Consider the following 24108-nt stretch of genomic DNA (forward strand, 5'->3'; position numbering starts at 1 on the left):
CCTCTAGGCCGTGCGCAGGAACCGGTCGAGGACGCGCACCCCGAAGTGCAGCGCCTCGACGGGGACGCGTTCGTCGACGCCGTGGAAGAGGGCCTGGTAGTCGAAGCCCTCCGGCAGCTTCAGCGGCGCGAAGCCGTAGCCGGTGATGCCGAGCCGCGAGAACTGCTTGGCGTCCGTGCCGCCGGACATGCAGTACGGCACCACGTGCCCCTCCGGGGCGAACTCCTCGACGGCGGCACGCATCCGGGCGTACGTCGGCGAGTCCACCGGCGCCTGGAGGGCGACCTCGCGGTGCTCGAACTCCCAGTGCACGTCCGGCCCGGTGAGCCGGTCGAGGGTGCCGCGGAACTCCTCCTCGGTGCCCGGCAGGAAGCGCCCGTCCACGTGGGCGACGGCCTCGCCCGGAATGACGTTGATCTTGTAGCCGGCGTCCAGCATCGTCGGGTTGGCGCTGTTGCGGACGGTGGCCTCGACGAGCTTCGCGGCGGGGCCGAGCTTGTCGAGCAGCGCGTCGACGTCGCGCAGGTCGGTGTCGATGCCGTACACGGCGGCGAGTTCGGTGAGGGCCGCCCGCACGGTCGGGGTCAGCCGCAGCGGCCACTGGTGGTCGCCGATCCGGGTGATGGCGGCGGCGAGCCGCGTGACCGCGTTCTCCCGGTTCACCTTGGAGCCGTGCCCGGCCCGCCCGCGCGCGGTGAGCCTGAGCCAGCCGGTGCCGCGCTCGCCGGCGGCGATCGGGTAGATCTGCCGGCCGCCGCCGTCGTGGAAGGTGAACGCCCCCGACTCGCTGACGCCCTCGGTGCAGCCCTCGAACAGCGCGGCGTGCCGGTCGGCGAGGAAGCCGGAGCCGTCCTCGGCGCTGGCCTCCTCGTCCGCGGTGAACGCGATCACCACGTCCCGGCGGGGCCGTACGCCCCCTCGGGCCCAGGCGCGCACGACCGCGAGGATCATCGCGTCCATGTTCTTCATGTCGACCGCGCCGCGGCCCCAGACGACGCCGTCGCGGACCTCCCCGGAGAACGGGTGCACGCTCCAGTCGGCGGCCTCGGCGGGCACCACGTCGAGGTGACCGTGCACCAGCAGCGCGTCGGCGGACGGGTCGGTGCCCGCGATGCGGGCGACGACGTTGGTCCGGCCCTCGGTGCGCTCCAGCAGCGTGGGCTCGCATCCGGCCTCCGCGAGCAGCGCGGCGGCGTACTCGGCGGCCGGGCGTTCCCGGCAGTCACCGCCGCCGCGGTTCGTGGTGTCGATGCGGATGAGGTCGGAGGTGAACCGGACGACCTCCTCCAGCGCCTGCGCGTCCGTGCTCCCGGGCTGCTCAGCCATACTGCTCCTCCACCGCGGCCGAGGCGATCGTGGTGACCGCCTTGAAGGTACGGATCGCCTCGAACATGGTCTCGTGGGTGTACGCCACTTTCCGCTCGCCGATGCGGGCGACACCCGGCACGACGGTGGAGGCCGCCGCCAGGTGCTCGGCGTCGAACTCCACCGCGACGGTGAACGGTCCGCCGCTCACCGGCTCCTGACGCACCGCGAGTGCCGCGGCCTCCTTGGCCGCCGCCCGGATGTCGGAGGCGGTCCTCGCCGGTGTCCGGCACACCGCGGCGTACCGCGAGACATGGTCCTTGACCGCGACCTTCAGCGCCTCGGGCGCGTAGCCGAGCGCGTCCTCGCAGGCCACGTCGTCGCCGGTGACCAGCACGACCGGCACCCCGTACTCGGCGACGACGTGCGCGTTGAGCAGCCCCTCGCTGGCCCGTACGTCGTTCAGCCAGACACCCGTGATCTGGTTGGCGAGGTAGGTGTGCGCGAGGACGCCCTCCATGCCGGCCCCCGCGTGGTAGCCGATGAAGGCGATGCCGTCGACGTCCCCGTGCTGCACGCCCTCCACCATGGACAGCGCCTTGTGCCGTCCGGTGAGCATCTGCGCCCGCTCGTCGAGCCGCTCCAGCAGCAGGTTCCGCATGGTCCAATGGGCCTCGTTGACGAGCACCTCGTCGGCGCCGCCGTCGAAGAAGCCCAGCACCGCGGCGTTGACGTCCGAGGTGAACATCGACCGGCAGCGCTCCCACTGCGGCGTCCCCGGCAACACGTCGGCCGGCCAGGTGACACCGGTGGCGCCTTCCATGTCGGCGCTGATGAGGATCTTCATAGGGCGTCACGTTACGCGTCGGCGCGGTACGCGGCCAGGACGAGGACGCAGCCGGTCGCGCGCCCGGAGGACGGGACCGGGGAACGGCCCGTGGGCCGGCCCGCCGCAGGAGGGCGGACCGGCCGGCGGGACGCTATCGGCCGAGCATGATGCGCAGGTGCTCGCCGGTGTGGGAGTTCCGTGCCCGCGCGAGGTCGGCCGGGGTACCGGTGAACACGATCTCGCCGCCGTGGTTGCCGCCCTCGGGCCCGAGGTCGACGACCCAGTCCGCCTGGGAGATCACGGCCAGGTCGTGCTCGATGACCACCACGGTGTTGCCCCGGTCGACGATCCGGTTCAGCAGGCCGACGAGGTTGTCGATGTCGGACAGGTGCAGGCCCGTGGTGGGCTCGTCGAGGATGTAGACGGTGCCCGAGCCGGCGAGCCGGTCGGCGAGCTTGAGCCGCTGCCGTTCGCCGCCGGAGAGGGTGGCGAGCGACTGGCCGAGGCCGAGGTAGCCGATGCCGGTCTCGATGAGCGCCCCGGCCTTGGTGCGCAGCGGTCCGTAGGGGAAGTAGCCCGCGGCCTCCTCGGCGGACATCTCCAGCACGTCCGCGATGTTCTTGCCGCCCACCCGGTGCTGGAGCACCGTTTCCTTGAAGCGGCGGCCCTCGCAGACCTCGCAGTGCGTGGTGACCGGGTCCATGTAGGCGACCTCGGTGATGAGCAGGCCGCGGCCCTCGCACTCGTCGCAGGCGCCCTTGGAGTTGAAGCTGAACAGGCTGGGGTCCTCGCCGCTCGCCTTGGCGAAGAGCTTGCGGATCGGGTCCATCAGCTTCAGGTAGCTGGCGGGGGTGGAGCGCGAGGAGCGCGGGATGGGCGACTGGTCGACGAAGACGGCACCGGGGTGCCGGCTGCGCAGGGCGTGGGCGATCAGGGAGCTCTTGCCGGCGCCGGCGACGCCGGTGACGGCGGTCAGGACGCCGACCGGGATCTCGGTGGAGACGTCCTTCAGGTTGTGCACCGTCGCGTTCCGGATCGGCAGCGTCCGCTCGAACGGGCGTGGGTTCTCCTTGATCCCGCCGGTGCGCCGCAGACCTTGCCCGGTGAGGGTGTCGGCCGCGCGGAGTTCGTCGTAGCCGCCCTCGAAGACGATCGTGCCGCCGTGCACACCGGCCCGCGGGCCGATCTCGACGACGTGGTCGGCGACGGCCATGACGTCGGGGTCGTGCTCGACGACGAGGACGGTGTTGCCCTTGTCGCGCAGCGCGCGCAGGAGGTCGTTGAGCCGGCTGACGTCCCGGGGGTGCAGGCCGACGCTGGGCTCGTCGAAGATGTAGGTCAGGCCGGTCAGTTCGCTGCCGAGGTGGTTGACGAGCTTGAGCCGCTGGCCCTCGCCGCCGGAGAGGGAGGAGGTCGACCGGTCGAGTGTGAGGTAGCCGAGTCCGATGGCCTCGATCTGCTCCAGGGTCTCGCGGATGGTGGTGACGAGCGGGGTGTCGAGCCGTTCCTGGAGCGCTGTGACGACCGAGATGAGGTCGCTGACCTGCAACTGGCACCAGTCGGCGATGTTGCGGCCGTCGATCCTCGTGGCGAGCGCCTTCTGGTTGAGGCGGGCGCCCTCGCAGGTGGGGCAGACGCCCTCGGTGAAGAACTCGGCCGCCTTGTCGCGGGCCGCCTTGCTCATGCCGGCCGAGTCCCGCTTGAGGTGGCGGCGCACGAAGCTGTCCACCAGGCCCTCGTACTTCAGCGCCAGGACGTTCCCGTTGGGGTAGGTCACCTCCACGGTCCCCGTGCTGCCGTGCAGCAGGGTGTGCATCTCCTCGGGCGTGTAGTCGGCGAGCCTCTTGTCGGCGTCGAGGTGTGCGTAGTTGGCGTAGAACTGCCAGTTGGCGCTGCCCACCGTGTAGCCGGGCAGGAGGATGGCTCCCTCGGCGATGGACTTGTCGGGGTCGGTCATCAGCTCGGGGCAGGGCCGCCGGGCCCGGCCGAGGCCCTCGCACTCCGGGCACATGCCCTTGGGGTCGTTGAAGGAGTAGAGCCAGGTCTGCCCGAGTCCGTCGTTGCCGTGGTTGGCGAAGAGCACGCGCATCACGGTGTAGACGTCGGTGACCGTGCCGACGGTGGAGCGGGCGTTGCCGCCGAGGGGGCGCTGGTCGACGACCACCGGCGTGGTCAGCCGGGTGACGGCGTCCACGTGCGGCCGTTCGAACTTGGGCAGGTCGTGCCGGATGTTCCAGGGGAAGGTGGCGTTGAGCTGCCGCTGCGCCTCCACGGCGACGGTGTCGAACACCAGGGAGGACTTCCCGGATCCGGAGACGCCCACGAAGACCGTGATCCGGTTCTTGGGAATGACGAGGGAGACGTCCTTGAGGTTGTTCTCTCGGGCGCCGACGACATGGATGCCGTCGTCGATGACGCTGGCCGGCGTCTGGTTCACAGATCATCCTCTCTGCATTGCTCGACTCGTTGGGCTCACCCGAGCCGCGCGCGGACGGTGCGCAGCAGTTCCGGGTCCTCGGGATCGACTTGGGGGCCGAAGCGCGCCACGGGTTCGCCTGCGGACGACACGAGGAACTTCTCGAAGTTCCAGCGCACGTCGCCGGTGTGGCCGTCGGCGTCGGCGAAGGGGGTCAGTGCCGCGTAGAGGGGGTGTCGGTCCGCGCCGTTGACGGCGATCTTCTCCGTGAGCGGGAAGGAGATCCGCCGCGCGGAGCAGAACCCGGCGATCTCCTCGGGGGTGCCCGGCTCCTGCTCGCCGAACTGGTTGCAGGGCACGCCGAGGACGACGAGGCCGTCCTCACGGTGCTGCCGGGCGAGCCGGTCGAGCCCTTCGTACTGGCCGGCGAGGGCGCACTGCGAGGCGACGTTGACGATGAGAAGGGTCCGTCCGCGGTGCCGGGCGAGGGCACCGGGGCGGCCGTCGAGTTCCGCGAGGGCGATGTCGAAGACGGTCATGGCGTGCACGCTAGGTCCGCGCGGCAGGGACGGACTCGAGATCACGTAGGAGGGTCCTCGTGCGGGGCTCGACGGATTGACGGGGCGCCACGGACGGTGCGGGCGCGACGAAGTGGGGTGTGAGCCGATGCGGGGGAGGAACCGGCTCACACCCCGGTCCGAGGGGCGGTGCGGCTACCGGCTCAGGGCCCGGTACTTGCGGACGGCCAGCGGGAAGAAGACAAGGAAGATCGCGAGCGGCCACACGAAGGACATGAGCATCGCGTGCTCCGCGATCCACGACGTGCCGCCGACCCCGGGGTTGCCGAACAGCTCACGGATGGCGTGGGCGGTCGACGACAGCGGATTCCACTCGGCGATGGCCGCGAGCCAGCCCGGCATCATCTCCGGGGAGGCGAAGGTGTTGGCGACGATGCCGAGCGGGAAGAGCAGGGTGTACACCGCGGAGGCGGCCTCCGGGGTGCTGATGACCAGGCCGAGGTAGATGCCGACCCACAGCAGCGCGAAGCGGAGCAGCAGCAGGAGCCCGAAGGCGCCGACCGCCTCGCCGAAGCTGCCCGTCCACTCCCAGCCGGCGATGGCGCCGCATCCCATGAGGATCATCAGGACGACGGTGCTGTAGAGCATGTTGACGATGCTCTGCCCGATGACGACGGAGGCGGCGGACATGGGCATGGAGCGGAACCGGTCGGTGACGCCCTTGGAGGCGTCGGCGGTGACTCCGGCCATGGTCTCGCCGATGCCGAAGGCCATCGACATGACGAACATGCCGGGCATCAGGAAGTCCATGTAGTCCCCGCCGCCCTCGACCTGCATGCCGCTGCCGAAGATGCCACCGAAGAGGAGCACCATCAGGATCGGGAAGGCGAGGCCGGCCAGGATCTGGGTGGGGTTGCGGGCCCAGTGGGAGAGTCCGCGCAGGGTGAGGGTCCAGGAGTCCGCGAGGATCCAGCCGAGCTTGGCGAGGGGGTTGGTGGGCACTTCGGGGGCGATGATCGCGCTCATGAGGAGGCGACCTCCTTCGCGCTCGGCTCGGCGGACGTGGCCGTGCGGTTTCCGGTCAGGCTCAGGAACACCTCGTCGAGGGTGGGCCGCCGCAGGGCGATGTCCTCGGCCTCCAGGCCGGCGTCGCTGAGCGAGCGGGCGACGGCGGTGAGGGCGGCCACCCGGTCCTCGACGACGACGCTGATCCGGCGGTTGTCGGCGTCGGTCTCCGGCTCGGCGCCGATGAGCGTGGAGATCATGCGGGTCGCGGGGCCGAGGTCCTGCGGCCGGCGCAGTACGACGTCGATCCGGTCGCCGCCGATCTTGTTCTTGAGCTGGTCGGGGCTACCGGTCTGGACGACCCTGCCCTCGTCGATGAGGGAGATGGTGTCGGCGAGCTGGTCGGCCTCCTCGAGGTACTGGGTGGTCAGCAGGACGGTGCGGCCCTCGCCGACCAGTCCGCGCACGGACTCCCAGACGTCGTTGCGGCCCCGGGGGTCGAGTCCGGTGGTGGGCTCGTCGAGGAAGAGCACGGAGGGCGCCAGGATGAGGCTGGCGGCCAGGTCGAGGCGCCGCCGCATGCCGCCCGAGTACTGCTTCGCCGGCTGCCCGGCGGCCTCGGTGAGGCCGAAGCGCTCCAGGAGTTCGTCGGCCCGGCGCTGGGCGTTGCGCTTGCCGATGTGGTACAGGCGCCCGAACATCACCAGGTTCTGGCGCCCGCTGAGGTCCTCGTCCACGGCTGCGTGCTGCCCGAGGAGTCCGATGCTGTAGCGGACCTGGGCCGACTGGCGGGCGACGTCGTAGCCGGCCACCCGGGCGGTTCCCCCGTGGTGCTTCAGGAGGGTGGAGAGGATGCGGACCGCGGTGGTCTTCCCTGCGCCGTTCGGGCCGAGGAGCCCGTAGACGACGCCTCGCGGTACCTGGAGATCGAGTCCGGAGAGTGCCTCCTTGTCGCCGTATTTCTTCTTCAGAGCTTCGGTCTGGATCGCCATATCGGCGCCGCCCATGCCCGCCCCTTCTTTCGGGTGCTCAAATTTGGGTACCCGGCGAGCATAGGGCAGAGCGCTCAGGATATTCAAGTTTTAGTAGACCCGGCCTCCCGGTCCTCCCGCGGCTCCCAGTGGTCGCGGTGGGTGGCGTACCAGGCGACGGTCTCCCGCAGCCCGTCCTCCAGCGACCAGCGCGGCGCGTAGCCCAGTTCGCGGCGGATCTTGCCGTCGTCGACCGCGTACCGGAAGTCGTGCCCCTTGCGGTCGGCCACGTGCCGCACGAGGTCCCAGTCCCGCCCGCACAGCGCCAGCAGACGCCCCGTCATCTCCCTGTTCGACAGATGGGTCCCCCCGCCGACGTTGTAGACCTCGCCCGCCCGGCCGCCGTCCAGGACCAGCCGCACCGCGTGACAGTGGTCGTCGACGTGCAGCCACTCCCGGAGGTTCGCGCCGTCCCCGTACAGCGGGACCGGCTCGCCGTCCAGGAGCCGGGTCACGAACAGCGGGATCAGCTTCTCCGGATGCTGGCCGGGGCCGTAGTTGTTGGCGCACCGGGTGATGCGCACGTCCAGCCCGTGGGTGCGCCAGTAGGAGCGGGCGATCAGGTCGGCCGCCGCCTTGGAGGCCGCGTACGGGGAGTTGGGCAGCAGCGGCTCGTCCTCGTTCCAGCGCCCCTCGTCGATCGACCCGTACGTCTCGTCCGTGGAGACCTGCACGAACACCCCGACGTCATGGCGCAGCGCCGCCTCGAGCAGTGCCTGGGTGCCGAGGACGTTCGTGCGCACGAACGCCTCGGCGCCCTCGACCGAGCGGTCCACGTGCGACTCGGCGGCGAAGTGCACCACCGCGTCGTGCCCCGGGAAGACCTTCTCCAGCAGCTCCGCGTCGCAGATGTCGCCCTGCACGAAGTCCAGCCGGGCGTGGTGCGGGGGCAGGTTGGCCAGCGTCCCCGCGTAGGTGAGCTTGTCCAGGACGGTCACCCGGTCGCCCTCGTGCCCGGGATAACCGCCGTCCAGCAACGTGCGCACGAAGTGCGAGCCGATGAACCCGGCGGCACCGGTCACCAGGATGTTCACGCCTCTTCCCCTCTGCTCGTGAGTCCGATCGGAAGTCCGCTCCGGCCGCGGCGGGAGCGGGCACGGCCGCCCGCTCCCCCGAGCCGGCCCCGGCCGGTCAGCGGGCGACCGTCCCCGATCGGTGACGTGCCGTCAGTTTTTCGATCACCGGGACCACTTCGTTGGGTGCCGGCGTCGAGAGCACGGCCCTGCGCAGCCGCTGCGCGCCGGCCCGGAAGCCGGGCTCGTCGAGGACCCGGACGAGCTTGTCGCGCAGGACTTCCACGCTCAGCCCCTCGGAGTGCAGATGCAGACCCGCGCCCAGTTCCTCGATCCGCTGCGCCCGGTAGATGGCGTCCCACATCCAGCCGAGCGCGACCTGCGGCACCCCGTACGCGGTGGCGGTCGCGAACGTGCCCGCCCCGCCGTGGTGCACGATCGCCGAGCAGCTCGGCAGCAGGGCCAGCAGGGCCACGTGGTCGACCACCCGGGTGTTGTCGGGCACTCGGGACACCTGCGCGAGTTCCTTCTCGCTCAGGGTCGCCACCACCTCGACGTCCAGCTCGGCCAGGGACGCGAACACCTCGTCGACGTCCACCGCGTTGGGGAACTCGGTGTCCCTGATCGTGAGGCCGAGGGTGAGGCAGACCCGGCGACGCCGCGGGGGCCGGCGCAGCCAGTCCGGTACGACGGCCGGGCCCGGGCCGTTGTACGGCACGTAGCGCATGGGCACCGTCGGCAGGCCCAGCTCCATCCGCACGCCCGGGGGCATCTGGTCGACGGACCACTGCCCGGTGACCGTCTCGGGGTCGAACGCGGCGCCGTGCCGGTCGAGGGTGTACGCCAGCCACTCCTCCAGCGGATCGTCGCGCAGTTCCTCGGGCAGCTCCGACTGGCGCCGGCGCAGCGTGAGATGGGTGTTCGCGAAGAGGTCGGGGAACCCCAGCAGCCTGGCGTGTGCGGCACCGGTCGCCTTGGCGGCGACGGCCCCGGCGAACGTGAACGGCTCCCACAGCACGAGGTCCGGCTTCCAGAACCGGGCGTACTCGACGAGCTCGTCGATCATGGAGTCGTTGTTGATCTGGCTGTAGAAGGTCGCCGTGAGCATCGCGTTGGAGGCCCGCAGATAGTCGACGCTCAGCCGTTCGGGACGGTTCTCCAGGTAGTCGCGGTCCAGGTGGTGCATCAGCATCCCGGGCCCGACGGTGCGGATGACGTCGTCCATCCGGTGGTCCTCGCCCACGGGCACGGCCGTCAGACCGGCACGGGTGATGCCGTCGACCGCGGCCGGCTGGCTGGCGACCCGCACCTCGTGCCCGGCGGTGCGCAGCGCCCAGGCCGGCGGGACGACGGCGTTCAGGTGGGCGTCCTGCGCGAACGCGGTCAGCAGTACTCGCACCGGGCTCCTCCTCCCCTCGTGACGGCGGTCCCGGTCATGCGACGGGGAACCGCAGGACGCCGTGCAGCACCGCGGACCGCATGCGGCGCAGTACGTCGGCGGCCGGGCGCAGGCCGGGCCGGACTTCGGTGAGGACCCGGATCGCGGCCTCGGTCTGGACGCGGACCAGCGCCTCGGTGACCGGGGCGGCGGGCCCGCCGAGCAGGGTGAGCTGCCGGTCGCCGTCGCCGCGGCCGGGGTCGAAGGCGTCGGGGTCGGCGAACGCCTCCGGGTCGCGGTTGGCGGCGTCGACGAGCACCACCACGCGCCGGCCGGCCTCGATCGTCTTCCCGTCGAGCTCGACCTCCTCGCGCGCTATGCGGCTCTCGAAGCGCACCGGCGGGGCCAGACGCAGTGCCTCCCGGACCGCTGCCGGCACCCCGGCGGGGTCCTGCGCGAGCCGTTCCCACTGCCCGTCGTGCTCCAGCAGCGTCTCCACGGCGTTGCACACGGCGGTGGCGGTGACCTCCACGCCGACGACGACGGCGAGCGCCCCGATCGCGGCCGCCTCCTCGGGGGTGGCCGCGGCGAGCCCGGCCAGGCCCCGGGCGCGGACCTCGCCGCCGGGGGCGGTCAGTTCGGCGGACAGCTGCGACACGGCGTCCAGCAGTGCCCTGGCCGTCGCGAGCTGCTGCGGGCACTGCCCGGCGTCCAGGGCGGTGGCGAGGCCCGCGTGCAGCTCGGGGAGGCGTTCGCGCGTCCCGGCGGGCAGGTCCAGCAGGTCGGCCACCACGCGCAGGGCGGCGGGAACCGCGAAGTCCCGGTACAGGTCGAACCGTTCACCGGTGCCGGCGAGCACCTCGCGGCAGGTCCGCTCGATCTCCGGCCGCCGTGCGTCGAGCCGCTCGGCGCCGAGCAGTTCGGTGGCGGCCTCGGCCAGCCGCCGGTAGTCGTCCGGGTCGCGGTTCAGGTGGGCGTCGTCCAGCGGGACGACGTGGCAGAGCAGCGGGTTCTCCCAGACGTCGACGCCGGGGTGGTGCTGGGGGCCCTCCTCGGCGTGCCGGGGGGAGAACCGCGGGTCGGCCAGGATCCGGGCGCCGAGGTCCCGGCCGGCGGTGACCCACGCGCCGACGCTGCTCTCGTGCAGGCCGAGTTCACGGGCGCGCGCGCCGTGGCCCAGCGGGTCGTCCTCGCCGGCGCGCAGGATCCGGGCGAAGGGGTCGCCCTGGGCGCCGAAGATGAACTGGACGCCTCGGATGGTCAGCAGATGCCGGCCCAACTCGCTGTTGGTCTGCTCAGTCAGCATGACACCGTCCTGGGAGAGTTCTGAGGTGGTGGAAGAGGTGGTGGAAGGGGTGGAAGAGAGGAGAGGAGGCGGGGCGGAGGCCGTGGGGACGACCGGCCGGGGTGAGCGTCACGGGCGACGCTAGGCCGGGTGGCTCCAAGGGCACTCGACACCGGCTACACGGCCCCCGCGTGCTCCCGCAGGGCCTCGGCGGCGGCGCGCAGGGCGGCGACGTCCGCCTCCGGCGGCCCGGGGCGGGCGGGCAGCAGGGAGATCACGGCGGACGATCCGGAGCGTACGGCGGGGTGGCGGCGGGCGAGCTGGGACAGGCCCTGCCCGGGGCCGGCCTCGACGAGGACGAGGTCCTCCGTGGCGAGGAGCGCGTCGAGGGCGGGCCAGAACAGCACCGGTGCCACCGGCTGGCGGGACCAGAAGGCCGGGTCCTTCGCCTCCGCCGGGGTCAGGAACCGGGCCGTGTACCCGGACATGACCGGGATGCCCGGCTCGCCGGCGGGCAGGGCGGCGATCCGGTCCGCGGCGCCGCCGGTGGCCGGTGCCAGCGCCGGGCTGTGGAACGCCGTCGAGGCCGGTACCCGCTGCACCACGAAACCCGCCTCGCGCAGCGCCTCGGTGACGGCGCCGAGCGGTGCGTCGAGTCCGGCGAGGACCGTCTGCCGGGCGGCGTTGACGGCTCCGACGGCCACCTCGTCGCCGAGGAAGGGGGCCACTTCGTCCGGGGTGGCGGCGACGGCCGCCATGCCGCCGGGCGGGGCGTCCGCGAGCCGGGTGACGCGGTCGTGCACCAGGGCGGCGGCGTCGCGCAGCGTGAAGACGCCGGAGAGGACCGCGGCCGCGACCTCGCCGATGCTGTGGCCGAGGAGCGCGGCGGGACGCACGCCCCAGCCGAGGACGAGCCGCCCGAGGGCGTAGTCCACTGCGAACAGCAGCGGCTGGGCCCGCGTGACGTGGTCGATGACCGCCGCGTCCGGTGACCGGAGCCAGTCCTCCCGCAGACCGGCGGGCCGGTCGCCGAGCGGGCCGAGTTCCGTCAGGGCGGTCAGGGCCTCGTCCATCGCCTCGGCGAAGACGGGCTCGGCGGTCATGAGGCCGGCGGCCATGCGGACGTGCTGGGCGCCCTGGCCGGGCAGCAGGAGGGCGTGCCGGCGTCCCGCAGGTGCCGTCGCGCCGCCCGTCGACTCCGCGCGCGGCCTTGGCAGTTGACTCATCGGGCCCTCCAGGTGGGCGTGTCGAGGATCTCGACCACGGCGCAGGACCAGCTGAACCCGGCGCCGACGCCGAAGAGCAGGCAGAGGTCGCCGGCCGCGAGCCGTCCGCCGGCGACCAGGTGGTCGAACCCCGCGAAGGGGTCACCGGCCCCCAGGTGGCCGACCGTCCGGCCCCACTCCCAGGTGCTGTCCTCGGCGGCGATGCCGAACTTGGCGAAGTAGGCGACGTGCAGTCTGCGGTGGCCGAGGTGGGGCAGCACGAACCGGTCGATGTCGCCGAGGCCGGCGCCCGCGTCGGCGAGCGCCTGTTTGACGACGGCCTCCTGGGCGGCGGACACCCGGGCGACGGTCGGGCTGACGCCGTGCCGGGCCAGGAAGTCCCGCTTGTGGGCCTCCAGGTCGACGACCGTCCGGTGGCTGAACGGGGCGGGTCCGAACGGGTCGTCACCGCGGTGCATGCCCTCCAGGCCGGGCACCGAGACGGTCGCGATGCTGCGCACCCGGGCGAACCCGGAGTGCCGGGAGACGACGAGCGCGGTGCCGCCGTCGCCGTACACGGTCCCCGGGTCGCTGCGCCAGCGGTCGAAGCCGGGCGGGCAGAAGCGGTCCCCGGTGGTGAGCAGGGCGCAGGCCCGGGCCGGGTCGGCGGCCAGGTAGGCCCAGGCCAGGTCCAGGGCGGCCATGCCGCCGTTGGAGACCTGCCGGACCTCCATCGCGGGGCACTGGTTGCCGACGGCGGCCCGCTGGACGTAGGAGGCGGGGGCCCACAGGTCGAAGCCCTGGTAGTAGAAGCTGGCGTGCAGCACCAGGTCGATGTCGCCGGGTTCGGCGGCGGCCCGGTCGAGGGCGACCCGGGCGGCCCGGGCGGCCATCTCGGGGGCCGCCTCCGCGGCGGATACCGTCACCGACTCCATACGGGTGGCGCGGGCGACGGCCGCGTCGCAGCGGCCGTCGGCGACCGCGTCCGCGACCCGTTCGGCGGGGGGCAGCCAGGTGCCGGTGCCCCTGATGTAGAGCTCGCCGCCGTTCATGCCGCCGCCCCGCCGGCGAAGCGGGCGGCAACCGCACCGGCGGGTGCGGGGGCCCGTACGACCATGGCGCTGTTGAACCCGTGGAAGCCGCGGGCCAGGACGAGCGCCGCCGATCCGGAGACCGGGCGGGGACGGCCGACGACGAGGTCGAGGCCGTAGGCGTCCGGCACCCGGTCGACGTTCAGCGTCGGCGGTGCCACCTGGTCGCGCAGGCTCAGCAGGGCGGCGACCACGTCGAGCGGTCCGGCACCCGAGTAGAGGCGTCCGGTCGCCGTCTTCGGCACGGTCACCGCGACTCCCCGGTCGCCGAAGACCTCGGTCAGCGCGGTGGCCTCGGCCGCGTCGAGTTCGGGCACGCCCGCGCCGTCGGCGAACACGACCGCGATGTCCTCCGGCCGCGTGCCGGCGTCGGCGAGTGCCTGCTCGACGGCCCGGCGCAGGGCCGGAGGACGCCCGGACCCGGGCCGCGGGTCGAAGGTGGCGCCGAACCCGGCGATCTCGCCGTAGGACCGGCGGCCCTCGGCACGGGCCCGCTCGGCGTCCTCCAGCACCAGGATCGCCCCGCCCTCCCCGGGCAGATGGCCGGCGGCCCGGCTGTCGAAGGGACGGTACGCCTCCGTGCCGAGCCTCCCGCCGGCCAGCTGGGCCGCCATGCCGTAGGGGCACAGCGAGCAGTCCATGCCGCCGGAGATCATCAGCCGGCGGCCCGCCCGCACCTGGCGGCGGGCGTGGGCGAGGGCGTCGAGGCCCCCGGCCTGCTCCGCGACGAGGACCCCGGCCGGTCCGCTCATGCCGTGCCGGATGGAGATCTGGCCGGTGTTGACGGCGTAGAACCACGCGAACGACATGTAGGCGCTGACCTTCTTGGGCGACTCGCCCCACAGGTTCTGCAGCTCGCGCTGGCCGAAGCCGAAGCCGCCGGAGGCGCCGGCCGTGACGACGCCGCGCTCCAGTTCCGGCACGGAGTCCAGGTCGACGCCCGAGTCGGCGACGGCCCAGTCGGACGCGGCGAGCGCGAACTGGGTCATGCGGTCGGTCTGCGGGATCAGGCGGCCGGGCAGGTGCTCGCCGGGCTCGAATCCGGTGACCTCGCCGGCCCGCTGCGTCGGGTAGCGGCCGGGGTCGAACGCCGTCACGCGCCGGATGCCGTCGTCGCCGCGCAGGGTCGCCGCCCAGTAGGCGTCCAGGCCCAGTCCGGTGGGCGCGACGACGCCGATCCCGGTGACCACGACGGCGGTCATGCGGCCCTCCCCTCGGGCCGGCGCAGCGCCATGGCGCTCTGGAAGCCGCCGAATCCGCTGCCGACGGTGAGCGCCGCCGACATCCGCCGCTCCCGGGCGACCAGGGGCACGTAGTCCAGGTCGAGTTCGGGGTCGGGGTCGGTGAGGTTGGCGGTGGGCGGGATGACGCCGTGCTCGAGCGCCAGCGCGGTGGCGGCGATCTCGATGGTCCCGATGGCGCCCAGCGAGTGGCCGATCATCGACTTGATGGAGCTGACCGGCACCCGGTGGGCGTGGGCACCGAGACCGCGCTTGAGGGCCGCGGTCTCGTGCACGTCGTTCTGCCGGGTCGCGGTGCCGTGGGCGTTGACGTATCCGAGGTCGTCGGGCGCGAGCCGGGCCTGGTCGAGGGCGGCGCCCACGGCGGCGGCCAGTTCCCGTCCGTCGGTGCGCAGTCCGGTCATGTGGTAGGCGTTGCCGCGGGAGGCGTACCCCGCGACCTCGGCGTACACGTGGGCGCCGCGCGCCCGGGCGGCCGACAGTTCCTCGAGGACGAGGACGGCGGCGCCCTCGCCGAGGACGAAGCCGTTGCGTGTGCGGTCGAAGGGGCGCAGCGCGGTGGCGGGGTCGTCGTTGCGGGGCGAGGTGGCCCGGATGGCGTCGAAGCAGGCGACGGTGATGGGGGAGATCGGGGCGTCGGTGGCGCCGGCGATCATCACGTCGGCGGTGCCCTCACGGATGAGGTCCGCGGCGTGCCCGACCGAGTCGAGGCCGGAGGTGCAGCCGGCCGAGACGACGGTGCAAGGGCCCTCGGCTCCGGCCTCCCAGGCGAGCTCGGCGGCCATCGAGCTGGGCACGAAGTGGTCGTAGAGGTGGGGGCCGGCGGCGGTGTGGTCCACCAGCCACTCCTCGCCGCCGCCGCTCATGGCCACGTACTCACGCTCCAGCCGCTCGGTGCAGCCGACGGCGCTGCCGAGGCTCACTCCGGTGCGGTGGGCGGTGTCGGGGCCGGTTTCCAGGCCGCTGTCGGCGACGGCCTCGCGCAGGGCGACGAGGGCGAACTGCGCCGCGCGGTCGAGGCGTCGGGCGTCCTCGGGCGACAGGCCCTGCTCCGCCGCGTCGAAGTCGCACTCGGCGGCGATCCGGGAGCGGAAGGGCGCCGGGTCGAAGAGGCTGATGGTCCGGGTGGCGGTGCGTCCGGCGGTGATCGTCTGCCAGAACTGCTTGGTCCCGATGCCACCGGGTGCCACCACGCCGATGCCGGTGATCGCGACGCGCCGTGTCACCGCGCCTCCACCGTCGCGCTGTGCCGCTCGAGGTACAGGTTCGAGCGGCTGGTGCTGATCGCGCGCAGGGCCTCGGCGTGCGGTCGGAACTCGGCGTGGCCGACGGCCGCGCGGAAGGAGGCGACGTCCTTCCAGCGGGCGATGTTGACGTAGCTGTGCGGCTCCTCCAGGTGGCGTACGAGGGTGTAGCCGAGGAAGCCGGGCTGGCGCTCCATGAACCGCGCCGTGCGGGCGAAGGCGTCCTCGAACTCCTCCGGCGTGGCGCGGAGGGTGAAGCTGTTGACGAAGGTGGCCGGGCCGTCGGGTGCGGTGCGGGGCTGCTCGGCTGACATGGCAGCGGTCTCCTCATCTCCGGGCGTCCGGCGAGGTGTGCGCCGGGTTCGGACTGAAACCCTCGGCGGCGTGGCTCGCGACGGCCTAGAAGACGGCTGGACCGGGGCCGCGTCTCAGCGGATGCCGCGCCCCAGGCGCATGGGCGTGCCGACGTCCCGGTGCCAGGCCTCGCCGAAGCCGGCCGCCGCGGCCAGGGCGCTCCACCCGGCCAGTTCGCCGGCCCGGTAGTGGACGATGTCCCGTCCGGCGTGGCGGGGCAGGGCCCGTCCCGCGACGACCTCGGCGAGCAGCAGCGGGGCGGGCGGGGTGGCGCCGGCGGCCAGCCCGATGTGCCGGACGGCCGGGGTGGGCGGGGCGGCGGTGTGGTCGATGAGGAGTGCACCGGCGGAGAGCCAGTCGGACCGGACCGGGGGGTGCCCCCCGGTGGTGGTGACGATGTCCGCGCGCCGTGCGGTCGCGGCGGCGTCCTGCGAGGCACGGACCGTCAGCCCGGTGCGGCGGGCGGCCGCCGCGGCGAACCGCCGGGTGGTGCCGGGGTCGTGGCCGACGACCTCGATCTCGCACAGCGAGGGCAGCGCGTGGTGCAGGACGAGCAGGCAGGACCACGCGGGGTCGCCGGCGCCGAACAGGCCGAGCCGGCGCGGGGCCGGTGGTGCCAGGTAGCGGGCTGCCAGGCCGGAGGGGATGGCGGTCCGCCAGCCGTCGAGTGCCCCGGCGTCGGCGATGCCGAGCAGGGAGCCGTCGTCGGCGAGGAGCAGTTCCACCCGGGCCGCGCCGGCGTGCGGGGACGGCTCCAGGCGCACGGCGAAGCAGGGCCCGAACGGGCCGGGGACGTGCGGCCCCACGGTGAGGCGGCAGGGTGTGGCGGGGAGCGTGAGCGGGTTCTCGCGGCCGGCCGCCGGGTCGTCCAGCAGCAGCCGCTGGACGTCGGAGAACCGCTCCTCCAGGAAGGCCACGTCATCGAAGACCTCGTCCACGTCTTCCGACGTCAGCATGATCGGCACAGTCGTCCTCTCAGGGCGGGCGACATGGATACACAAACTTGAGTATCACGCTGTGCGAAACCGGATCCACGCGATCCCGTTGCAACGGCCGGATCACTTCCCTCCGGCCGGCCGCTCCTTCGCCATGACGTACTGGCCCTCCTCCAGGCGCTCGATCAGCCCCCGGGTCCAGGCCGCCTGGCTGGCTGCGGTGTGCTCCCACAGTCCGAGCAGCTCACGGATGTGGGCCCGCTGCGGCTGCTCGCCCGCGGTCTCGTCGACCCGGGCGACCAGCTCCCCCTGCTCGGCCGAGAGCGACTCGATCCGCTCGTGGAGCAGCGCGATGGCCTCGTCGCGGCTGAGGGCCGGCAGCAGGACGAGGGCGGCTCCGAGCATGTCGGGCCGGTTGTTGCCCTGCCGCAGCGCGTCACGCAGCAGCCGGAAGAACTCCTCCTCGCCCGGTGGCGCGAGCTCGTAGTCCACACGGCCCGGCCAGTCGGGGATGTCGGTCGACTTCAGCAGACCGTCCTTCGCCAGCTGCCGCAGCGCGTGGTAGATCGAGCCGAACTTGATGTGCGCCCATTCGTCCGCTCCCCAGGAGAGCAGTTCGGAGCGGACAAGATAGCCGTGTGCCCGGCCGTGCATGCGCACCACACCCAGGACGAGCAATCTCGTGGCTGACATCGTCTCCCTGCTGAATCTCCCGCGCGGCGCGCACCGGCACACCTGGCGGGCCGGCGGTCGGCCGGTCGTGGCCGACTGCCCCCACGGTAGTACATGACCTGCGCTTCTCCGCGGGCGCGTGCACGGGGAAGACCGGCCTCGCACCGTCCGGTCGACCACTCCTGCAACGACTTTCGACTCCCGCACGAGGTGCCCGCCCGAGGGTGGAGCCGTCCACCACGGGTCGTTCGCCGGAACAGGGGTAGGGATGCGGGTACTCTTCACCACCTTCGCCGCCAAGTCGCACATGCACGCGCAGGTGACACTGGCCTGGGCCCTGAAGGCGGCGGGCCACGACGTCAGGATCGCGAGCCATCCCGATCTCGCCGACGAGATCACCCGTACGGGGCTGACCGCCGTCGGCGTCGGCGAGGAACTGCACCTCGACGAGCAGATGCAGGAGACGCAGGAGAACATCGGCCAGGACGTCGACCAGCTGGAGAGCCAGGCGCAGGTCGGCCTCGACATGAGCGAGACCCGGCCGGAGCGGCTGACCCGGGACTACACCCTCGGGGTGTTCACGGCGATGACGTCGGTCGTGTTCCAGAACTGCTGCTCCGACCGCATGGTCGACGAACTCGTCGAGCACTGCCGCTCCTGGAAGCCCGACCTCGTCCTGTGGGACACGATGACCTTCGCCGGGGCGATCGCCGCGCTGGCCACCAGGACCGCCCACGGCCGGGTTCTCTTCGGCCTGGACCTGGCGGGCCGGATGCGGCAGACCTTCCTGGAGCAGCTCTCCTCGCTCCCGCCCGAGCTGCGGGACGACCCGCTGCGCGAGTGGCTCACCTGGAGCCTGGAGCGGCACGGCGCCGCCTTCGAGGAGTCCGCGGTGACCGGCGACTTCACGGTCTGCCCGCTGCCGGCGTCCATGCGCCTGCCCGTGGACCTGCACTACGTGCCCATGCGCTACGTGCCCTACAACGGCCAGTCCACGGTGCCGCGGTGGCTCCAGGAGCCGCCGAAGAAGGGCCGCCGGATCTGCATCACGCTGGGCGTGGCGCACCGCGAGGTGCTCGGCGCGGACCGGGCCTCCATCGGCGATCTGCTCGAGGCGGTCGCCGGACTCGACGACGTGGAGGTCGTCGCCACCCTCGACGAGAACCAGCTGAAGGACTTCGACACCCTCCCCGACAACGTGCGCGCCGTCGACTTCGTGCCGCTCGACGCGCTGCTGCCCAGCTGCGACGCGGTGATCCACCACGGCGGCTCCGGCAGCTTCGGCACCGCGATGATCCACGGCGTGCCCCAGCTGATCGTCGTCGACGGGGTCTGGGACACCATCAACAAGGCCCGCTACCTCGAGGAGCGTCAGGCGGGGCTCTACGTGCCGGGCAAGCTCAGCGCCAAGGGCCTGCGCGAACTCCTCGTCCGCCTGCTGGAGGAACCGGTCTTCCGGCGCAACGCCGGCGCCCTGCGGCAGGAGGCCCTCGCCGCCCCCGCCCCCGCCCAGGTCGTGCCCACGCTGGAGCGGCTGGCCGTCGAACACCGCCGGTGACCGGGGCCAGCGCACCCCGCCGCCGGCCGCGACCTACCCGACTACTTCCCGGAGGGTGAACCCAGCGATGCAGGTCCGAAAGCTCAACGTCGAGGGGGCGTACGAGTTCACCCCCCGGCAGTTCCGCGACCACCGCGGTCTGTTCGTCTCGCCCTTCCAGCAGGAGGCGTTCCAGCAGGCCCTGGGCCGGCCGCACTTCCCCGTCGCGCAGACCAACCACAGCGTCTCCCGCCGGGGCACGGTCCGCGGCATCCACTTCACCGTCACGCCGCCCGGCACCGCGAAGTACGTGTACTGCGCGCGCGGCCGGGCCCTGGACATCGTGGTCGACCTGCGGGTCGGCTCGCCCACCTTCGGCCGGTGGGACGCGGTCGAGATGGACCAGGTCCGCTTCCGCTCCTCCTACTTCCCGGTGGGGGTGGGCCACGCCTTCGTCGCGCTGGAGGACGACACCGTGATGTCGTACCTGCTCACCGGGGCGTACGTCGCGGAGCACGAGCTCGCCGTGGACGTCTTCGACCCGGAACTGGGCGTGCGCATCCCGCCGGGCATCGACCCGGTGCAGTCGGACCGCGACCGGGCGGCGCTCTCCTTCGCCGCGGCCCGCGCGCGGGGACTGCTGCCCGACTACGCGGCGTCGGCGGCGGTCGAGGAACGCCTCTGGCAGTCCTCCGGCACCGTCGCCACCCGCTGAGGGCCCGCGATGCCCACGACCACGAACGGCCGGCCGGCCGCGACCGTCGCCGTCCTCGGTGCCACCGGATGCGTCGGGCGCAGCGTCTGCGACGAGCTGCTCCGCTCGGGGCACCGGGTGCTCGCGGTGGCCCGGCGCCCCGCCCCGCACACGAACGCGTCCGCCTTCGCGGCCCTCGACGTCGCCGCCGCGGCGCCCGGGGAACTCGCCGCGCTCCTCGACCGCCACCGGGTGGACTCGGTGGTCAACGCCACCGGCGGCTGGGGCACCACCGCGCGCGAGATGCGGTACGCGCACATCGAGCTCCTCGAACGCCTCGTCGACGGCTGCGCGGCGACCTCGCGGCGGCTCAGGGTCGTCCAGATGGGGTCGATCCACGAGTACGGTCCCGTCCCCGAGGGCGTCCTCATCGACGAGCGGCACCAGCCGGGGCCGCTGACCCCCTACGGGCTGACCAAGCGGACCGGTTCCGAGCACCTGCTGGAGCAGACCCGGGCCGGCCGGGTGGACGGCGTCGTGCTGCGCGCGGTCAACGTCTGCGGACCGCACACCACCACGGCGAGCTTCCTCGGGGCCGTCGTGGCCCGCCTGCGCGCCCTCGGCCCGGGTGAGCCGCTCGCGCTCGACGTGGCCGACGCCCGCCGGGACTTCGTCGACGTGCGCGACCTGGCCCGGGCGGCCGTCGCCGCGCTGCACGCCCCGGCCGTCGGCCTGGCCGTCAACATCGGCCGCGGCGAGGCGGTGCCGATGCGCGACCTGGTCGAGGCCCTGTTCGACGTCGCCGGGGTGGACCCGGCGACCGTACGGCTCGAACCCGCCGAGGTGACCAGCAAGGGCGGCGGCTGGACCTGCGCGGACATCCGGCTGGCCGCCCGGACGCTCGGCTGGCGTCCCCGCGTCCCGCTCCGCGACTCCATCCGGGCGATGTGGGAAGCGGCCGCCGGCACCACGTCACTGGAGGTCTCATGAGCAACTCCGCCACGACGCGGGAACCCGCGCAGCGGCGCATCGACGCCTCGGCGCGGCTGCGCACCGGCCCGCTCGGCGACCTGTCCGACTTCCCCCAGTGGTTCGCCGAGCACGCGCGGCGGGCCTACACCCGGGTCGAGCACGTCCCCCTCGACGCGCTGGAGGGCTGGGTCACCGACCCCGCGACCGGTGATCTGCGGCACCGGACGGGCCGGTTCTTCACCGTGCACGGACTGGAGGTCGACCACCCCGGCGGACGCGTCCCGCGGTGGACGCAGCCGATCATCGACCAGCCGGAGATCGGCATCCTGGGCATCCTCGCCGCGCCCGTCGACGGTGTGCTGCACTACCTGATGCAGGCGAAGGTGGAGCCGGGCAACGTGGGCGGGCTCCAGCTCTCCCCCACCGTGCAGGCGACCCGCAGCAACTACACCCGGGTCCACCAGGGCCGGCCCGTGCCGTACCTGGAGCACTTCCTGGACATCCACAGCCGGCCGGGAGTGCTCGCGGACGTACGCCAGTCCGAGCAGGGGTCGTGGTTCCACCGCAAGCGCAACCGCAACATCGTCGTCGAACTGCCCGAACCCGTGCCTGCGCTGGACGGGTACCGGTGGCTGACGCTGGGTCAGATCCACGAGCTGCTGCACCGCGAGGACACCGTGAACATGGACGCGCGGACCGTCCTGTCCTGTCTGCCGTTCACCGGTGACGGCGTCGCCGAGGACGGCCGGACGGACGGCGACGGGTTCCGGGCGGCGCTGCGGCGCTCCGGCGATCCCCGGCAGGCGAGCGTGCACGGCACGGCGGAGCTGCTCGGCTGGATCACCGACCGGCGGACCGCGAGCGACATCGTGGTCCGCCGCATCCCGCTGAGGGAGCTGCGGGGCTGGTCCCGCACCGAGGACCGGATCCGCCACGACGAGGGCGCGTTCTTCGACGTGGTCGGGGTCCGGGTCGACGCCGGCGGCCGGGAGGTGCGCCGGTGGTGCCAGCCCATGATCGAACCGGTGGGACAGGGGGTCATCGCCTTCCTGGTCCGGCGGTTCGCCGGGGTGCTGCACGTCCTCGTGCACGCCCGTGTGGAGCCCGGTTTCCTCGACGTGGTGGAACTGGGCCCGACGGTGCAGTGCGTGGCGCGGAGCTACGCCCATCTGCCCGGCCCCGCCCCCTCGCCGTTCCTGTCCGAGGTCCTGGAGGCCGGCCCCGACCGGGTCCGGTTCGACACGCTGCTCTCCGAGGAGGGCGGCCGCTTCTACCACGCGCTCAACCGCTACATGATCGTGGAGACCTCCCAGGACGTCCCCGACGGCCACCCGGACTACCGCTGGATGACCCTGCACCAGCTCTCGGACCTGTTGCGGCACAGCCACTACGTCAACGTCCAGGCCCGCAGTCTGATCGCCTGCCTGCACAGCCTGTACCACGGGGGCTGACCGGCCGGCGCGACCGCGGAACGCCGTGCCCCGGGGAGGCGGTCGCCTCCCCGGGGCACGGCGTTCGCCGCTCACACCCCGCTCACAGCTCGGCGACGACCGTGCGGACCGCCTCGATCACCTTGTCCTGGACGTCCTGCGCGAGGGAGGGGTACATCGGCAGGGAGAAGATCTCCTTCGCCAGCCGCTCGGTCACCGGCAGGTCGCCCGTCCGGTAGGGCAGGTGCGCGAAGCCGGTCATCGTGTGCACGGGCCACGGGTAGCTGATGTTCAGCTCGATGCCGTAGGACTTGAGCCGCTCGATGATCCGGTCCCGCTCCGGGTGGCGGACCACGTAGACGTAGTGGACGTGATCGTTTCCCACCGCGTTCGCGGGCAGGACCAGGCCGGTGCCGTCCAGCCCGTCCGCATAGCGTCGCGCCACGCGCCGCCGGCCCTCGACGTACGCGTCCAGGCGCCGGAGCTTGCGGCGGAGGATCTCGGCCTGGACCTCGTCGAGGCGGCTGTTGTGTCCCGGGGTGCTGACAACGTAGTACCGGTCCTCCATGCCGTAGTAGCGCAGCCGGCGCAGGTTCGACGCGGTCTGCTCGTCCTCGGTGACGACCGCGCCGCCGTCGCCGTACGCCCCCAGCACCTTCGTCGGGTAGAAGGAGAAGGCCGCGGCGTCTCCCATGGTCCCGGCGAGCCGGCCGTGGTGGCGTGCGCCGTGCGCCTGCGCGCAGTCCTCCAGGACCTTCAGGCCGTGGCGCCCGGCGACCTCGGTCACCGCGGCCATGTCGACGCACTGCCCGTACAGGTGCACCGGCACGATGGCCCTGGTCCGTTCCGTGACGGCGTCGGCGAGCAGGTCGGTGCGCATGAGGTAGTCCTCCTCGCGCACGTCCACGAAGACCGGCGTGGCGCCGACGGCGTCGATGGCCAGGACGGTCGGGGCGGCCGTGTTGGACACCGTGATCACCTCGTCGCCCGGTTGCACGCCGAGCGCCTGGAGGCCGAGGACCAGGGCGTTGGTGCCGTTGTCCACGCCCACGCAGTGCGCCCGGCCGTGGTAGGCGGCGAACTCCTCCTCGAACCGGGACACGCTGGGGCCGAGCACGAGCCGGCCCGACCGGAACACCGTGTCGACGGCGTCGAGGATCTCCTCGCGCTCCTCCTCGTACTCCCGCAGGTAGTCCCAGACATACGTGGTCATCGCCCGTCCGCCTTCCGCTCCTTGACACCGACGAACAGGCCCCGCCCGGTCGGGGGGCCCGGCTGGTACGCGACGGAGCATCCGGCGTCGGTGAACGCCTGCTCGTACTCCTCGCGCGTGAACAGGGTCAGTACGTCGATCTCGGTGAAGGTGCGGATGCCCGTCGGCTCGCCGACGAGGAACCGGACCTCCATGCGGGTGGCCCGTCCCTGGAGGGTGGAGTGGGAGATCCGCGCCACCGTGCGGTCCCCGTCACGCGCGAAGTCCCCGGCGACGTAGCCCTCCACGAACTGCTCGGGGAACCACCAGGGTTCGACGACGAGCACTCCGCCCGGGACCAGGTGGCGGGCCATGGCCGCGACGGCGGAGCGCATCTCCGCCACGCTGCCCAGATAGCCGATGGCACAGAACATGCAGGTGACGACGGAGTACTGGCGGCCGAGGTCGAAGTCGCGCATGTCGCCCTCGTGCACGGTCAGGCCGGGCCGGCGGCGCAGCGCCAGCTCGCGCATCGGCGCGGCGATCTCCACGCCCTCCGCGACGGTGAAGAGCTTGCTGAAGGGACCGAGATGGGCGCCGGTGCCGCACGCGACGTCGAGCAGCGAGTCGGCGTCCGGCGCGTGAGAGCGGGCCAGCGCCGCGATGTCCTCGGCCTCGGCGGCCCAGTCCTTGCCGCGGCTGCGGTACACCGTCTCGTAGACCTCGGCGAGGTCCGTGCTGTACATGGGTTCTCCTCGGGT

22 protein-coding genes are annotated in these 24108 nt (G+C 72.9%); 4 read left to right on the forward strand and 18 right to left on the reverse strand.

The window, feature by feature from the left end:
• Window positions 1-3: 3 nt before the first annotated feature.
• The 16 genes from IE260_RS01345 to IE260_RS01420 all read right to left on the reverse strand — a co-directional run bounded on the left by IE260_RS01345 (window position 4) and on the right by IE260_RS01420 (window position 17543).
• Window positions 4-1326, reverse strand: a complete 1323-nt coding sequence (locus tag IE260_RS01345; RefSeq protein WP_189868535.1) for a M20/M25/M40 family metallo-hydrolase — start codon at window positions 1324-1326, stop codon at window positions 4-6.
• The gene (locus tag IE260_RS01350; RefSeq protein ID WP_189868536.1) at window positions 1319-2152 is read right to left on the reverse strand and encodes a M55 family metallopeptidase; all 834 of its coding nucleotides are present in this window, start codon (window positions 2150-2152) and stop codon (window positions 1319-1321) included. The genes IE260_RS01345 and IE260_RS01350 overlap by 8 nt, the downstream gene beginning before the upstream one ends.
• A gap of 133 nt (window positions 2153-2285) precedes the next feature.
• Window positions 2286-4571 carry an ATP-binding cassette domain-containing protein gene (locus IE260_RS01355; RefSeq protein WP_189868537.1) on the reverse strand — a complete coding sequence of 762 codons (2286 nt, stop codon included), beginning with the start codon at window positions 4569-4571 and terminating at the stop codon, window positions 2286-2288.
• A gap of 35 nt (window positions 4572-4606) precedes the next feature.
• Window positions 4607-5089: a glutathione peroxidase gene (locus IE260_RS01360; RefSeq protein WP_189868538.1), complete on the reverse strand. Its 483-nt coding sequence runs from the start codon at window positions 5087-5089 to the stop codon at window positions 4607-4609.
• 174 nt (window positions 5090-5263) lie between these two features.
• Complete coding sequence (locus IE260_RS01365) at window positions 5264-6094, reverse strand: ABC transporter permease (protein ID WP_189868539.1); 831 nt, start codon at window positions 6092-6094, stop codon at window positions 5264-5266.
• Window positions 6091-7080 carry an ATP-binding cassette domain-containing protein gene (locus IE260_RS01370; protein ID WP_189868540.1) on the reverse strand — a complete coding sequence of 330 codons (990 nt, stop codon included), beginning with the start codon at window positions 7078-7080 and terminating at the stop codon, window positions 6091-6093. Before IE260_RS01370 ends, IE260_RS01365 begins: the two co-directional genes overlap by 4 nt.
• Before the next feature lie 68 nt (window positions 7081-7148).
• Window positions 7149-8138: a dTDP-glucose 4,6-dehydratase gene (gene rfbB, locus IE260_RS01375; RefSeq protein WP_189868541.1), complete on the reverse strand. Its 990-nt coding sequence runs from the start codon at window positions 8136-8138 to the stop codon at window positions 7149-7151.
• 97 nt (window positions 8139-8235) lie between these two features.
• On the reverse strand, window positions 8236-9516 hold the full coding sequence (locus IE260_RS01380) for an activator-dependent family glycosyltransferase (protein ID WP_189868542.1): 1281 nt from the start codon (window positions 9514-9516) through the stop codon (window positions 8236-8238).
• Window positions 9517-9550: 34 nt separating this feature from the next.
• On the reverse strand, window positions 9551-10801 hold the full coding sequence (locus IE260_RS01385) for a cytochrome P450 family protein (protein WP_189868543.1): 1251 nt from the start codon (window positions 10799-10801) through the stop codon (window positions 9551-9553).
• A gap of 155 nt (window positions 10802-10956) precedes the next feature.
• Window positions 10957-12006 (reverse strand): acyltransferase domain-containing protein, encoded by a 1050-nt coding sequence (locus IE260_RS01390; protein ID WP_189868544.1) that lies wholly within the window; start codon window positions 12004-12006, stop codon window positions 10957-10959.
• Entirely contained in the window at window positions 12003-13037 is a 1035-nt protein-coding gene (locus IE260_RS01395; RefSeq protein ID WP_189868545.1) for a ketoacyl-ACP synthase III family protein, read from the reverse strand. Before IE260_RS01395 ends, IE260_RS01390 begins: the two co-directional genes overlap by 4 nt.
• On the reverse strand, window positions 13034-14278 hold the full coding sequence (locus tag IE260_RS01400) for a ketosynthase chain-length factor (protein WP_189868546.1): 1245 nt from the start codon (window positions 14276-14278) through the stop codon (window positions 13034-13036). The genes IE260_RS01395 and IE260_RS01400 overlap by 4 nt, the downstream gene beginning before the upstream one ends.
• Window positions 14275-15543 carry a beta-ketoacyl-[acyl-carrier-protein] synthase family protein gene (locus tag IE260_RS01405; RefSeq protein ID WP_189868547.1) on the reverse strand — a complete coding sequence of 423 codons (1269 nt, stop codon included), beginning with the start codon at window positions 15541-15543 and terminating at the stop codon, window positions 14275-14277. Before IE260_RS01405 ends, IE260_RS01400 begins: the two co-directional genes overlap by 4 nt.
• Entirely contained in the window at window positions 15540-15875 is a 336-nt protein-coding gene (locus IE260_RS01410) for an antibiotic biosynthesis monooxygenase family protein (RefSeq protein WP_189868548.1), read from the reverse strand. Before IE260_RS01410 ends, IE260_RS01405 begins: the two co-directional genes overlap by 4 nt.
• Before the next feature lie 114 nt (window positions 15876-15989).
• Complete coding sequence (locus IE260_RS01415) at window positions 15990-16871, reverse strand: hypothetical protein (RefSeq protein ID WP_229880313.1); 882 nt, start codon at window positions 16869-16871, stop codon at window positions 15990-15992.
• A 102-nt stretch (window positions 16872-16973) separates the two neighbouring features.
• A complete protein-coding gene (locus tag IE260_RS01420; RefSeq protein ID WP_189868550.1) occupies window positions 16974-17543 on the reverse strand; it encodes a PadR family transcriptional regulator in 570 nt (189 codons plus the stop codon).
• A 247-nt stretch (window positions 17544-17790) separates the two neighbouring features.
• Between IE260_RS01420 and IE260_RS01425 the strand changes: the two genes are divergently transcribed.
• The 4 genes from IE260_RS01425 (at window position 17791) to IE260_RS01440 (ending at window position 22176) form a co-directional block, all read left to right on the forward strand.
• On the forward strand, window positions 17791-19080 hold the full coding sequence (locus IE260_RS01425; RefSeq protein WP_189868551.1) for an activator-dependent family glycosyltransferase: 1290 nt from the start codon (window positions 17791-17793) through the stop codon (window positions 19078-19080).
• Window positions 19081-19147: 67 nt separating this feature from the next.
• Complete coding sequence (locus IE260_RS01430) at window positions 19148-19774, forward strand: dTDP-4-dehydrorhamnose 3,5-epimerase family protein (protein ID WP_189868552.1); 627 nt, start codon at window positions 19148-19150, stop codon at window positions 19772-19774.
• Window positions 19775-19783: 9 nt separating this feature from the next.
• Window positions 19784-20743, forward strand: a complete 960-nt coding sequence (locus tag IE260_RS01435; protein ID WP_189868553.1) for an NAD-dependent epimerase/dehydratase family protein — start codon at window positions 19784-19786, stop codon at window positions 20741-20743.
• On the forward strand, window positions 20740-22176 hold the full coding sequence (locus tag IE260_RS01440) for an NDP-hexose 2,3-dehydratase family protein (RefSeq protein WP_189868554.1): 1437 nt from the start codon (window positions 20740-20742) through the stop codon (window positions 22174-22176). The genes IE260_RS01435 and IE260_RS01440 overlap by 4 nt, the downstream gene beginning before the upstream one ends.
• 82 nt (window positions 22177-22258) lie before the next feature.
• Here IE260_RS01440 and IE260_RS01445 read toward each other — a convergent pair whose 3' ends face one another.
• Together IE260_RS01445 and IE260_RS01450 are read right to left on the reverse strand one after the other, a co-directional pair.
• On the reverse strand, window positions 22259-23368 hold the full coding sequence (locus tag IE260_RS01445; protein WP_189868555.1) for a DegT/DnrJ/EryC1/StrS family aminotransferase: 1110 nt from the start codon (window positions 23366-23368) through the stop codon (window positions 22259-22261).
• Window positions 23365-24093, reverse strand: coding sequence for a class I SAM-dependent methyltransferase (locus IE260_RS01450; protein ID WP_189868556.1), 729 nt, complete (start codon window positions 24091-24093; stop codon window positions 23365-23367). Before IE260_RS01450 ends, IE260_RS01445 begins: the two co-directional genes overlap by 4 nt.
• Between the last annotated feature and the right edge of the window lie 15 nt (window positions 24094-24108).

The sequence above is a fragment of the Streptomyces viridiviolaceus genome, assembly GCF_014650995.1.
Lineage (GTDB): Bacteria > Actinomycetota > Actinomycetes > Streptomycetales > Streptomycetaceae > Streptomyces > Streptomyces viridiviolaceus.